A 14,196-nucleotide genomic window follows, 5' to 3' on the forward strand; every position below is an offset into this window, starting at 1 on the left:
AATTTGTTGGAAACCGCATTATTCCGTTAAATAATCGTTGATTTCGATATAATCATAGTCGGGAGAATCCGTAAAAAATTGTCTTAATTGCCAAACGTGTCCTTGGCCATATATAAGGAGAACCCTTTCTTCCGATGAAAATTCCGTAAGGTCGTATGTGTTTGAAAAAATCCTTAAATTCCTTCTATACCATCTGGCAATTCCGTCTGCCCCTAAGTATAGATCACCAGCACCTTCTAAGACGCCATTAGTCAAATACTGCTGATGGGATTTTAGTGTACTATTGGGGTCATTTAAGAATCTAAAATGTTCACTTAATGTTTGGACAGTTTTTAAAGAATCCTCTACCTCCCATATTTTATCATAATCATATCTTCTTGACTTTTCATATTGACCTTTCGATTTCAAATATTCATCTTCGTCAAAACTATCCCAATCCAAATCAGCGCCAAACCAATCCGCCGATGCATCAGAGGTGTAAATTCTTTGGTGGCCTAGTTTTTTCGCCAATCTAAAACCTAGTTGATACACCTCATTGCTTTTATCCTCTATACTAAATTCACCTTTTAAATATTTTTGATATCGGTCGTTTGCGATGCTGTCCATTTTTATCCGATCCCATTCCAATAGGATTTTAGTTGGATTGTATTTTGCCAAATCGATTAATAACTTCTCTATTTCCTCCTGTTTTTCTTTAGAAAATATATCTACCTCGAACTTTTCTTTATAGCTGTCTAGGTTAGGGTTTGAAAAATGAAATACGCCTAGCACCATAGCTTTTGCTTTATGTTCACCAATAAACTCATTTGGATTCTCAATGTTTTCTGATATTTCCAAGCTTTCTTTTTCCTTTGGTTCTTTTTCGATTTGTTCTTTACAGGAACCCCAAATCAATAAAATTAGCATTAGGTATATCGGTTTTTTCATAACATTATTTGTATTGGTTACCATTTGTGTTAATCTTTTCGGGAGTTGATATTTATATTTCCGTAGTAGTTTACTAAAGTTATTTCTTTACCTCCTCCTCCTATGTTACGGCGCAGAAACTTTGATTTTTGGTTATTTTTATTGGAAGCATCTAGTTCTAGTTTGAAGTCGCCGTCATAATTACCAAAATAGTTGTCTATTAATAAAGTCGCTTTAGTATTTTTTGGAAAATACACCTCTGTATTTCCTTTATAGTTGCTGATAAAATGAATATCTGGTAATTGAATAGTATCAAAAACTACGACTATGTTTCCTTCATTGGTGCTGGCAACTACACTCTTTTTCAGTCCATTTAAGAGCAGGTTTGTAAAATATCCTTTTGCCTCAACTTCTCCGTTAATGCCTGATAATTCTATTACTGAACCAAAATATGTAGATAGATTAACAGAAAAGGATTTGGGGACTAACACTTCCAATTTTAGACCTTTAACCTGCCCAGGTGTTGATTCCCTTTTCAATATAGATACGTTATTGTTATCCTCTATTATTCGAAAATACGATTCCGCAGACCCATTTTTTCTTTTAAAACCCTTGCGATTATCTATTATTGTCAATTTAACTTCTTTACCTTCATATCCATCGACTTGAATAGCTGCATTATAGACATCGATTTTTAGTGTACCTGATCTATCCGGTTGGGTTAATTTAATTTCATAGTCTACTGTTTGTGCAGATAAAGAATTTATACCAAAGCTGAAAATCACAATTATTAAGCTTATAAGTGTTTTCATTACTTAAATAGTTAAGTTTTTAATTGAATTTCTAACCTCGGAATCAATCTTGGTGTTATTAAAGATTTTTATAATGTCCTCCTCTGTAATTTGTAATTTTAAATTTTGAATGACCCTTAATAATTCCATTTGGACCATAGGGGAATCTTGAGTTGTGAGCAGACGAATTAGTATTTCTTTGGTTTTTAAAGGCTCCTGGAAATCGTATAGAGCATTTACCGATGCAATTCTAACATTGGTATTTTCATCTTCGCTTATTGTTTTGGTTAAAACCGTGATGGTTTCATCCATATTTTCTGGATATAATTGCGCGGCTATCCGTATCCCTTTTAAACGATCGCTTGCTTTTGGCTGATTCATCAGCGTTACCATCATCATCGTCTTTAAAGAATTTATTTCAGTTCTTAACTCCGTTAATTGCATTTCATTTTCTATAGGTTGGTTTGAAAATTTTCCGACGCCAAAACCTATGAAAGCAAATAGAACAGATGCTGCTATTCCCATCCACTTTTTATTTAATAACAATCTTGATTTACGTTTCATGAAAGTATTCGAAATCTTGTTTTTCAAGGATTCATTAAGTTTGATCTCATGTAAACTATCGCTATAAAGAAATTCACATCTGTGTGGCTCTAATTCACCTAAGTCTTGATTTATTGCAAAAAATTCAGTTAGCTCCATTTCTTCCGATAAAGAAGACTTTCCAGAATAGTATCTGTCCAATAATTCTTTAATATGCTCTGATGTTTTCATTCCTCTCTTTTAAAATTTTTATGAACTTTTTGTCTTGCACGAGACAAGTTGACTTCTACGGTGTTTTTTCTTAAACCCATTATATCTGCAATTTCATCTACCTCATATCCTTCAACATTTCTTAGAAAAAAAATCGTTTGTTGTTGTTCGGGTAGTTTTTTAAGTTTCTGTTTCACATTTAGCAACTCTTCTTTAAGCTCCATCAAACGCAGCGGTGTCAATAAATCTTGGTTTAAGTTTATTTCAGGTAATAGTTGAATGGTCTTAATTCTTTTTTTTCTTGAATAGTCAATGCAAAGATTCCTAATAACTTTAAATGCAAAAGAATCAAGTCTATCATATTCGTGAATCTTTAACCTGTTTTGCCAAATTCTAATGAATGTTTCTTGAACTAAATCTTCGGCGTCTTCTTTATTGCCTATTCTCCAATAGGCAAACCTGAAAAGAGAATCAGTCAGATTTTCTGATAACTTTTTAAAAATGTTTATACTCATACTTTCAAAGTATTCATTGGTATTTTTAAAAGTGAATCTGCCTTTATTTTCATAGTGAAAATGTATCGTTACATCTTTAAACACGAAATGTACTCTTCAAACTTACAGTAGGTTCACTTTTTTTAAAGGGACTATTTAAAACAAACCTACTGTAGATATTACTAGTTAAATAATTTCCAAGTATTTGTAAGCCTTGTTGCGGTGTGTTAATATTTGCACTAAGTGGAGATTATCCCACTTTAGGATAAGGCTCTGGTTTTTAAGAATTTTGATTATTAGGGTCTGAAAGTTAAAGATTTATAAAATATTCAAATAAATGAATTACAACAAAATCAGAGTTTTTTTAATCACCGATAAAATTATCTTTACATAATGTTTAGAAAAATAAAGATAAAGGCGAGATTGAATATACGAGTTCACTAGCTGCTAGATTGAGGAAATAGCAGTCCCTTAAAACGGTCGTTTTACGGCACTATCGATATTCGCCTTAAACAAATCTTTATTCAGTTCCATTTGTCGTTCTATTTAATAGATCCGGAAATTCACGTTTTACGGAACTAAAAAAGTATAAACAAACGACCCGTTAATTGCACTAGATACCTGGGCTATATTAGTAAATTAAATCCGACACTGGAATGGCAAAGATAGAATTCTCTGGAAATCCTGAAGAGCTGGATAGGATAGGTTCCTTTCTTGTGAATCATCAGGTATAGTTCAAATTCGCCCAGGACTATTCGAAGCGCTCATTTGAGGACTCGCAAAGGTTCGAAACGATGATTACAAGATTCAAGAAACTAAAGGATATTAACGGATAATCTTGAATACCGCCTTATGATATCTATTAATATTGGTGTTAGTAGGTAAATTCAATGAACAGAATCTACAATCATGAATATACAGAAATACATCAATTGCGACTGTAAGGTTTACATCTTAGCTGTCGCCTACAATTGTTCAACTGCAAAAGATATGTCAGAAGGGAATTTTTGCAATGCGGTTGCGTTGTTCACTTTACCAAGAACTTAATAGCCCGATTATGATGATCTGCTTGTCTGTGAACTCTTCAATGCCAAGTTTAAGGTCTGATCCAAAAGAGTATACGATTCTATAGTTGAACTTAAAGAATAAATATCTCTTATTTGAATTCGATAAAGGATTGTATTCATTCTCAAATTAGGGCACAGTGTCTTCGAACAAAAAAACAAACTTCCATAATAGTGTTTGGGTCAGGAAGCCATGTCGTAATTCCTAACATTAGTAAACTACTATGCTAAAGTCGAAATAGAGGATGTTATTTCTGTAGAAATTTCTGGTTAATCAATTTCACATGCGCCTAATTTTTACAATTGTTAACAAAGATTTTGGTGATTTTAAATTTTTGTAGTTTTAGCCAGTAAGACCTATTGTCATTGCCTTTTGCCTATAATTTTCATTTTAGGTCATTTTATCTATATAAAACATACTCTCGAAACTACTGCAATAGTTGATTTCATCGATAAAAAGTAAAAAAATCTATAATCTCACCTATAAAATTGATCGTTTCTCATACAACAATCATCATTTCACAACATAAAATATATTAGCTTTTAGTCTTGATTTAAATTTGTGGTTATAACAAATGTTTTGTAGTCATTATCTGCAGAAATTGAAACGGAAACAGCATATTTGCACTAACCCATCCCCGATATGATTTCCGCCTTAAAATTTTGTTTCCTTACAAGTAAACAGATGCTTTTCTTTAAATAAAAAGCAAAGATATATCATCCAATAAAATCATTTTAAAATTTGAGCCGAGTATTTTTGTACAACAGGTTATATCAAAATTATACATATGAAGAACAAGACTTTTTCTATTAATAAACACTTTATAGCTTTTGTAATTTTATTTTTTTCAGTTGCAGGTTCTTTTGCCCAATTAAGTGATGTGCATTACCTGCCGCCATTAAAACAACATGCTAATAATTTGTCAATTATACAGCAGGCCTATTATTTATCTACACCTGAACCAGCTATAGCTGCGTTTGATGTTATGGTATATCAAGGTACAAACACTATACCCATTGCAACTTTAACGAATTTATCAAATACCAACGATATTGAGTATGCCCTTTCAGATGGGGACAATAATATTAGTTTGGTGACTAATACAAATACAGGGGTTGTACTTTCTAACAGCGGTTTGCGTTTTGAATCTGCTGGGGGAGAAGAGTTCTATGTAAATTATAGGGGCAGATCAGGAAGCCAGGCTGCTTCCCTAACCTCTAAAGGAACAAAAGCATTTGGAACCCTTTTTAAATGGGGAGGTCTGCCTTTAAGAGCAACTAGTGATGACCAGTCTGCAACCCTCGGAATAATGGCTACCGCAGACAATACTATCGTGACAATTACAGGGTTTAATCCAGCCTGCGAATTTAGGTTGCAAGATGATGTAGATGGTCTTACCTCAGATATAATAACTTTTATTTTGAATAAAGGTCAAAGCTTTGTGCTCGAGGCGGACAAAGATGAATCCCCTGCAAATATTGACGGCTGGTTGGGAGCTACCATTAGTGCTACTCAAGATATTGTAATAAGTAACGGATCTATGAATGCTGGCTTTGTAGGTGCCGGGCGAGATGCTGGACTAGATCAACCGGTCTCGGAAGAATTTTTGGGTAAAGAATACGTATTTATTAGGGGGAATGGAGTAGATGACCTTGAATTCCCAATAATAATAGGCACACAAAATAATACTGATATCTATGTTGGAGCTTCAACTACGCCAATAGCGACAATCAACAATGGTGAATTTTTTGAAATACCTGGAAGCAATTATTCAGGTACCTCAGTAGGCGCTAATATGTGGGTATCTACTTCCAAAGAAGTTTATGCTTACCAATCGCTTTCGGGCGACATTGCAGCCAATACTGGAGGCTTGAATTTTATACCGCCAATAAATTGTTTGTTGCCAAATACCTTGAACAATATACCTAATGTAAAAACTATTAACGGTAAAACAGACTATCAGGGAGGAATAACCATAATAGCTTCGAGCACAACTCCTGATGCTAATATTAGTGTAAACGATGATAATGGGGCTGTAAGCTTGCCTGCCTCCTCAACAGTAACAGGAACAACTGATTGGAAAAGCTTTTTTATTCCCAATTTAACAGGTAGTGTTTCGGTGCAGTCTTCGGGTCCAATAGCTGTAGGTTTTTTTGGATTTAGTGGAGCTGCAGGTTTCGCAGGTTATTTTTCAGGTTTTGACACGGTACCCACTGTCGATTTAGAAATTTCAGGGGCAGGTTGTTTAGGAGAAACAATAACCTCATTAGAAATTTTTGATTCCTACCAATGGTACCAAGGTGGTGTTTTACAGGTTGGGGAAACCGGCCAATCTTATACACCTACAACCATCGGAGATATTTTCCTTAAAGTATCAGATGGCGGTTGTTTCTACGACTCCAATATTATAAATATGTACTATTGCAACCCCGATGTTGTATTGAATAAAACTGCAGACAAATCTATAATAGCAGAAGGCGAAACGGTAACATTTACTATTAGTGTACAAAGCCTTGGAGTAAATCCTGTTACAAATTTAGTGATTAATGAGGTCTTGCCTTCAGGCTTATCTCTAATTAGTGCTTCACCAAGTTCAGGGAGTTGGAGTAGTCCCAATTGGACAATTGGCACTATGAATGCGGGTGACTTTAGGGAACTTATAGTAGTAGCTGTAGCAGATGATGTTGCTGCCCCTACTACTTCAATTGATGTAACAAATACCGTTACAAATTCGCAAGATCAAACAGACTTTAACCAGACGCCCGATTCCCCATTCGTCAATGTAACCATTGAAAATTTAGACGATGATGGAGATGGCGTAACGGACACACAAGAAATTATTGATGGTACTGACCCTTTAAATGAGTGTTCCTATCTAACAGCAAGTATTACTGAAACAGTAAGCTCAACAGCAGACTGTGATGGGGATGGAGTTCCTAATAACGTTGAAGCAACTGATGGTACTGATGGGCAAGACCCTTGTTCTTTTGTACTAGCTTCTGCTACTGTTGCACCAACTGCTGCATGGAACGCACTGGACTGTGATGGTGACGGTGTAACCAACGGTCAAGAAATTACAGATGGTACAGACCCAACTGATGAGTGTAGTTTAGTTGCTGCCAACCAAGATGCCACACCAAGTGCTGCATGGAACACACTGGACTGTGATGGTGACGGTGTAACCAACGGTCAAGAAATAACAGATGGTACAGACCCAACTGATGAGTGTAGTTTAGTTGCTGCCAACCAAGATGCAACACCAACTACTGCATGGAACGCACTGGACTGTGATGGTGACGGTGTAACCAATGGTCAAGAAATAACAGATGGTACTGACCCAACGGATGCGTGTAGTTTAGTTACTGCCAACCAAGATGCAACACCAACTGCTGCATGGAATGCACTGGACTGTGATGGTGACGGAGTAACGAATGGTCAAGAAATAACAGATGGTACAGACCCAAAGGATGAGTGTAGTTTAGTTGCTGTCAACCAAGATGCCACACCAACTGCTGCATGGAACATACTGGATTGTGATGGTGACGGAGTAACCAACGGTCAAGAAATAACAGATGGTACTGACCCAACGGATGCGTGTAGTTTAGTTACTGCCAACCAAGATGCCACACCAACTGCTGCATGGAACGCACTGGACTGTGATGGTGACGGTGTAACCAACGGTCAAGAAATAACAGATGGTACCGACCCAACAGATAGTTGTAGTATAATCGCTGCCAACCAAGATGCAACACCAACTGCTGCATGGAATGCACTGGACTGTGATGGTGATGGTGTAACCAACGGTCAGGAGATTACCGATGGTACAGATTTAAATGATGAGTGTAGCTTACTAGTTACAAACCAAGATACAACACCAAGTGCTGTATGGAATGCTTTAGACTGCGATGGTGATGGTAACGAGAATAGTAGAGATCCTAATCCTCTAGTGCCAGTAGCACAAAATGATGCTACAACAGCAGATGTAGGAATACCAAAAACAGGTAATGTTTTATTCAATGATGATTTTATACCAGGTGCTGGTATAATCTTAATTGATTTAGGAACTGGTACTGCCACGGGAACGATTTCAATTAACCAAGCAACTGGTGAAATAACGTATACGGCAACTGCAGCAGAAGATAACTCAACAGTTTCTATTGATTATCAGGTTTGTAATGGTACTATTTGCGCAACAGCAGCATTTGAGATTTCCATACCATCATGTGTAGATACAGATGGGGATAATATTTGTGATGCACTTGACACCTTTCCTTTAGATCCGTGTCAGCCAAGTACTGATTTAAATTGGACACCACAAGCGACTACCGATTGTGATGGCGATGGAGTCACGTACGAACAAGAAATAATAGATGGTACCGACCCAACGGATGAGTGTAGCTTAGTTGCTGCAAACCAAGATAGCACACCAACTGCTGTATGGTTAGCCTTGGATTGTGATGGCGATGGCGTAACCAATGGTCAAGAAATAATAAATGGTACCGACCCAACGGATGAGTGTAGCTTAGTTGCTGCCAACCAAGATAGCACACCAACTGCTACATGGTTAGCCTTGGATTGTGATGGCGATGGGGTAACCAACGGACAAGAAGTGATTGATGGTACGGATCCTCTTGATGATTGTTCCTATCTAACGGCAAGCATATCGGTAACAGTTACCTCTACAAGCGATTGTGACGGTGATGGAGTTCCTAATAACGTTGAAGCAACCGATGGTACGGATGGACAAGACCCTTGTTCCTTTGTACTGGTAAATGCAACAATAGCACCAGATGCTGCTTGGAACGCTGCCGACTGTGATGGCGATGGGGTAACCAACGGACAAGAAGTGACCGATGGTACGGATCCTCTTGATGATTGTTCCTATCTAACGGCAAGCATATCGGTAACAGTTACCTCTACAAGCGATTGTGACGGTGATGGAGTTCCTAATAACGTTGAAGCAACCGATGGTACGGACGGACAAGACCCTTGTTCCTTTGTACTGGCAAATGCAACAGTAGCTCCAGATGCTGCTTGGAACGCTGCTGATTGTGATGGCGATGGGGTAACCAACGGACAAGAAGTGACTGATGGCACCGACCCTTTAGATGATTGTTCCTATGTAACAGCAAACATATCGGAAATAGTTACCTCAACAAGTGATTGTGATGGTGATGGGGTACCGAATGATGTAGAAGCAACGGACGGCACGGACGGTCAAGAACCATGTTCCTTTGTACTGGCAAATGCAACAGTAGCACCAGATGCTGCTTGGAACGCTGCCGATTGTGATGGCGATGGGGTAACCAACGGACAAGAAGTGACCGATGGTACGGATCCTCTTGATGATTGTTCCTATCTAACGGCAAGCATATCGGTAACAGTTACCTCTACAAGCGATTGTGACGGTGATGGAGTTCCTAATAACGTTGAAGCAACCGATGGTACGGATGGACAAGACCCTTGTTCCTTTGTACTGGTAAATGCAACAATAGCACCAGATGCTGCTTGGAACGCTGCCGATTGTGATGGCGATGGGGTAACCAACGGACAAGAAGTGACCGATGGTACGGATCCTCTTGATGATTGTTCCTATCTAACGGCAAGCATATCGGTAACAGTTACCTCTACAAGCGATTGTGACGGTGATGGAGTTCCTAATAACGTTGAAGCAACCGATGGTACGGATGGACAAGACCCTTGTTCCTTTGTACTGGTAAATGCAACAATAGCACCAGATGCTGCTTGGAACGCTGCCGATTGTGATGGCGATGGGGTAACCAACGGACAAGAAGTGATTGATGGTACGGATCCTCTTGATGATTGTTCCTATCTAACGGCAAGCATATCGGTAACAGTTACCTCTACAAGCGATTGTGACGGTGATGGAGTTCCTAATAACGTTGAAGCAACCGATGGTACGGATGGACAAGACCCTTGTTCCTTTGTACTGGTAAATGCAACAATAGCACCAGATGCTGCTTGGAACGCTGCCGATTGTGATGGCGATGGGGTAACCAACGGACAAGAAGTGACCGATGGTACGGATCCAACGGATGAGTGTAGCTTAGTTACTGCAAACCAAGATGCCACACCAACTGCTGCATGGAACTCACTGGACTGTGATGGTGATGGAGTAACCAACGGTCAAGAAGTAACAGATGGTACTGACCCAACGGATGAGTGTAGTTTAATTGCTGCCAACCAAGATGCAACACCAACTGCTGCATGGAACGCACTGGACTGTGATGGTGATGGTGTAACCAATGGTCAGGAGATTACCGATGATACCGACCCAACAGATAGTTGTAGTATAATCGCTGCCAACCAAGATGTAATACCAACTGCCGTATGGAACGCACTGGACTGTGATGGTGATGGCGTAACCAACGGTCAAGAAATTTCTGATGGCACTGATCCATTGAACGATTGTGATTCAAGTGGAGGAGCTCCATTAGGAACTTCGGATTGTGATAACGATGGTTTGACAACCGATGAAGAAGCATCTTTAGGTACAGACCCGAATGACCCTGATTCCGATGGGGATGGTATTCTTGATGGTCAGGAAGTATTGGATGGTACAAATCCTTTAGATGATTGTGACCATGTAGATGGAACTGCTTTACCAGATAGTGATTGTGATGGAGATGGTCTGACGACATCTGAAGAGGATGCGATAGGAACAGATTCTTACAATGCGGACACCGATGGAGATACTATACCGGATGGTCAAGAGGTCGAGGACGGCACGGATCCATTAGATCCATGTCATTCCATAGGCGGAGTTCCAAGTCTAGATGCCGGTTGTAACGCAGAAGTAGTTGACTCTGGCATAGCGGTTTCCAATGAGGTCATAACACCTGACGGTGACGGTACGAACGATTTTTTCAGAATAGAAAATATCGAGTCATTCCCTAACAATACGGTACAGATCTATAACCGATGGGGAATAGTTGTTTACGAAATGTCAGGTTATGACAATGTTACAAATACCTTCCAAGGTGTATCTAACGGTAGGGCAACGATTAGTGAAGACTCAGAACTTCCTGTAGGCGTGTATTTCTATATCATCAAGTATAATAACAACGGAGATAACTTGGACAAGTCGGGTTACCTATACATCAACAGATAAAAAAATCCCTTTAAAAAAGATACGATGAACAAATATTTTCTAACCATTATAATTACCGTAGCGGGACTCTTTATGGGCCATGCGCAGCAAGACGCGCAGTACACGCAGTACATGTACAATACGATATCGGTGAACCCTGCGTATGCAGGTTCACGGGGAGTATTGAGCATAGCGGCCCTTCACCGTTCGCAGTGGGTGGGCCTTGACGGCGCACCTACGACGCAGACACTTAACTTCCATACACCGGTATCCGAACATGTAGGATTGGGACTATCGGTGGTGAACGACGAGATCGGTAACGGTACCAACCAGGATACGTATATAGATGCTGCGTTCAGTTATACGGTAAAGACCTCGGAGGAGGGGAAGCTGTCGTTCGGTCTAAAAGCCGGCGGACACCTGTTCAACGTGGACTTCACGAAACTGAGGAACTACGGGGCGGAGACGAACCTACCGAACATCGACAACAAGTTCTCGCCGAACTTCGGAGCAGGGATCTATTACCATACGGACCAGTTCTATGCGGGACTATCGGTACCTAACTTTTTACAGACCGAGCATTTCGACAGTTCGGATACGAACAGTTCCAGTTTGATCGCACAGGAGCGTATGAACTTCTATTTGATCACGGGCTACGTGTTCGATCTGAATAACAACGTAAAGTTCAAGCCTGCGGCACTTATAAAAGCTGTAAAGGGCGCACCGTTACAATTAGACCTAAGTGCGAACTTTTTGTTCAACGACAAGTTCTCTTTGGGAGCTGCGTATAGATGGGACGCGGCGATCAGCGCCCTGTTCGGTTTCCAGCTGAACGACCAGTTGATGTTGGGTCTGGCATATGATAAGGAAACGACCGATCTTGGAGCTACCAGGTTCAACGACGGGTCTTTCGAGATCATGCTTAGATATGAATTTTTGAACAAGTACAAACGAGTGATCACCCCAAGATTCTTTTAATAAAAAACGACATGAAAAAAACAGGATATATTTTTTGTGGCTTGGCGGTAATGGCTATGATGTCAAACGCACAGGACAAGAAGATACAGAAAGCGGATACAAAATTCACGGACTACGCCTATGCCTCGGCGATACAATCGTACGAAGAGTTGGTCAAGGACGGAAATACGGAGGAGGATATCTATAAGAACCTAGGGAACGCAAACTATTTGAACGCGAACTATGAAGAGGCATCTAGCTGGTACGGTAAACTGTTCGCATTGGAAGGAACGGATATCGACCCGGAGTATATGTACCGTTATGCACAGACCTTAAAATCTTTAGAAAACTATACGGAATCCGACACTTGGATGAACAAGTTCAAAGCGGCAAGATCTAACGATCAACGCGGATTACTATATAGCGATAACCAAGATTATCTGGAACAGATCGAGGAACGTTCGGGCAGGTACGAACTAAAGAACATAGGGCTGAACTCGAAGGTATCGGACTTTGCACCCTCTTTCTATGAAGAAGGACTGGTGTTTTCTACGGCAAGGGACAGCGGACTGTTAACGAAGAACATCCATAGATGGAACAACGGATCTTTCTTGAACCTGTACAAAGCGGAACAGGACGACCAAGGTAACTTTACCAATGTAGACAAGCTCAGTAAAAGATTGAACAAGAAGACCCATGAATCCTCGACTGCATTTACCAAGGACGGAAGTACGATGTACTTTACACGTAACAATTCCGATGAAGGCAAGTTCGAAAGGGACGAGGAAGGAGTCAGTAGACTAAAGATATACAGGGCTACCAAAGAAAACGGCGAATGGAAAAATATCGAAGAACTACCTTTCAACGGGGACAGCTACTCGGTGGCACACCCAACGCTGAACAGCGACGAGACGAAACTATACTTTGCCTCGGATATGCCGGGAACGAAAGGGGAATCGGATATCTACGTTGTGGATATCAACAAGGACGGTACTTTCAGTACACCACTGAACCTGGGAGAACGAATCAATACGGAGGCAAGGGAGACCTTCCCGTTCGTAACGGAATCCGATAAATTATATTTTTCATCGGACGGGCATCCGGGACTAGGGGGACTTGATGTCTTCGCGACCGACCTGAACAATGAAAAGGGAGAGATCTACAATGTAGGACGCCCCTTGAACGGCGAGGAAGACGACTTCTCATATATTATAAACGAAGAGACCAAGAAAGGCTTTTTCGCCTCGAACCGAAAAGGAGGACAGGGCAATGACGATATCTACAGTTTTGTAGAAATGACGCCGCTCGACTTCACCTGTCATACAAATATCATGGGAATCGTAAAGGATCAAAAAACCAATGCACTGTTAACGGATGCATCGGTAACGGTATACGACAAGGATAACAAGGTGGTATCGAGTTCAAGTACGAATGAAAACGGAGCATTCGAAATGGAAGGCAACTGCGCAGAAGGTAGTTATAAGGTAGTAGCCACCAAGACGGATTACGAGGAAGGCAACAAGACCTTCATGACCGTCAAAGCTGAAGACGCCATAGGCATAGAGATCGTACTGGCACAGGTAGACCCATCGGCACCGATAGGCACCGACCTTGCAAAATACCTGAACATAGAACCGATCTACTTCGATTTCGACAAGTACTTCATCAGAGAAGATGCAAGGATCAGTATCAACAAGGTACTGGCATACCTTAACGAATACCCGAACGTAAACGTACAGGTACGCTCGCATACGGATTCAAGGGCGAACGATGCGTACAACATGCGATTATCAGCTAACAGGGCAAAGGCAACTGCGGAATATTTGATAGCAGCGGGTATACCGAGCAACAGAATCTCGTACGAAGGTTACGGCGAAACGGAGCTTACCAATAACTGTAGCAACAATGTACCATGTAGCAAAGAGAACCATCAACTTAACAGACGATCGGAGTTTATTGTGGTAGAATAACCAATATAGACCAATACATATTGAAAAGGGAAGGAGCATAGCTCCTTCCCTTTTTTTTGATTGAGTAATGTATTAGCTATTTTAGAAATTCTCATTTATCTAAATGATCTAGTATATTTACTACCCTAGGAGATTATCATAATTTTGGA

General features: G+C 40.1%; 7 protein-coding genes. 3 read left to right on the forward strand and 4 right to left on the reverse strand.

Annotation, left to right across the window (positions count from 1 at the left end):
- Positions 1-18: 18 nt before the first annotated feature.
- From ACPF9A_RS17950 to ACPF9A_RS17965, 4 genes are read right to left on the reverse strand one after another with little or no spacing between them, the layout of a single operon-like run.
- A complete protein-coding gene (locus ACPF9A_RS17950; protein WP_423999068.1) occupies positions 19-927 on the reverse strand; it encodes a DUF5694 domain-containing protein in 909 nt (302 codons plus the stop codon).
- A 29-nt stretch (positions 928-956) separates the two neighbouring features.
- Positions 957-1,718 carry a hypothetical protein gene (locus ACPF9A_RS17955; RefSeq protein WP_423999070.1) on the reverse strand — a complete coding sequence of 254 codons (762 nt, stop codon included), beginning with the start codon at positions 1,716-1,718 and terminating at the stop codon, positions 957-959.
- Positions 1,719-1,721: 3 nt separating this feature from the next.
- Positions 1,722-2,471: a HEAT repeat domain-containing protein gene (locus ACPF9A_RS17960; protein WP_423999072.1), complete on the reverse strand. Its 750-nt coding sequence runs from the start codon at positions 2,469-2,471 to the stop codon at positions 1,722-1,724.
- Positions 2,468-3,049 carry an RNA polymerase sigma factor gene (locus tag ACPF9A_RS17965; RefSeq protein WP_423999074.1) on the reverse strand — a complete coding sequence of 194 codons (582 nt, stop codon included), beginning with the start codon at positions 3,047-3,049 and terminating at the stop codon, positions 2,468-2,470. The genes ACPF9A_RS17960 and ACPF9A_RS17965 overlap by 4 nt, the downstream gene beginning before the upstream one ends.
- Positions 3,050-4,796: 1,747 nt before the next feature.
- Here ACPF9A_RS17965 and ACPF9A_RS17970 point away from each other — a divergent pair.
- From ACPF9A_RS17970 to ACPF9A_RS17980, 3 genes are all read left to right on the forward strand, one after another.
- Positions 4,797-11,141 carry a gliding motility-associated C-terminal domain-containing protein gene (locus ACPF9A_RS17970; protein WP_423999076.1) on the forward strand — a complete coding sequence of 2,115 codons (6,345 nt, stop codon included), beginning with the start codon at positions 4,797-4,799 and terminating at the stop codon, positions 11,139-11,141.
- Positions 11,142-11,165: 24 nt separating this feature from the next.
- Positions 11,166-12,098 carry a PorP/SprF family type IX secretion system membrane protein gene (locus ACPF9A_RS17975; protein ID WP_423999078.1) on the forward strand — a complete coding sequence of 311 codons (933 nt, stop codon included), beginning with the start codon at positions 11,166-11,168 and terminating at the stop codon, positions 12,096-12,098.
- Positions 12,099-12,307: 209 nt separating this feature from the next.
- Positions 12,308-14,047, forward strand: coding sequence for an OmpA family protein (locus tag ACPF9A_RS17980; protein ID WP_423999080.1), 1,740 nt, complete (start codon positions 12,308-12,310; stop codon positions 14,045-14,047).
- Positions 14,048-14,196: the final 149 nt, after the last annotated feature.

The sequence above is a fragment of the Maribacter sp. IgM3_T14_3 genome (assembly GCF_049603095.1).
Lineage (GTDB): Bacteria > Bacteroidota > Bacteroidia > Flavobacteriales > Flavobacteriaceae > Maribacter.

Bases quoted from the DNA above. Each gene is read 5' to 3' on its own strand.
- ACPF9A_RS17950 (WP_423999068.1), bottom strand. From the start codon at position 927: ATGAAAAAACCGATATACCTAATGCTAATTTTATTGATTTGGGGTTCC.
- ACPF9A_RS17975 (WP_423999078.1), top strand. From the start codon at position 11,166: ATGAACAAATATTTTCTAACCATTATAATTACCGTAGCGGGACTCTTT.
- ACPF9A_RS17960 (WP_423999072.1), bottom strand. From the start codon at position 2,471: ATGAAAACATCAGAGCATATTAAAGAATTATTGGACAGATACTATTCT.
- ACPF9A_RS17955 (WP_423999070.1), bottom strand. From the start codon at position 1,718: ATGAAAACACTTATAAGCTTAATAATTGTGATTTTCAGCTTTGGTATA.
- ACPF9A_RS17970 (WP_423999076.1), top strand. From the start codon at position 4,797: ATGAAGAACAAGACTTTTTCTATTAATAAACACTTTATAGCTTTTGTA.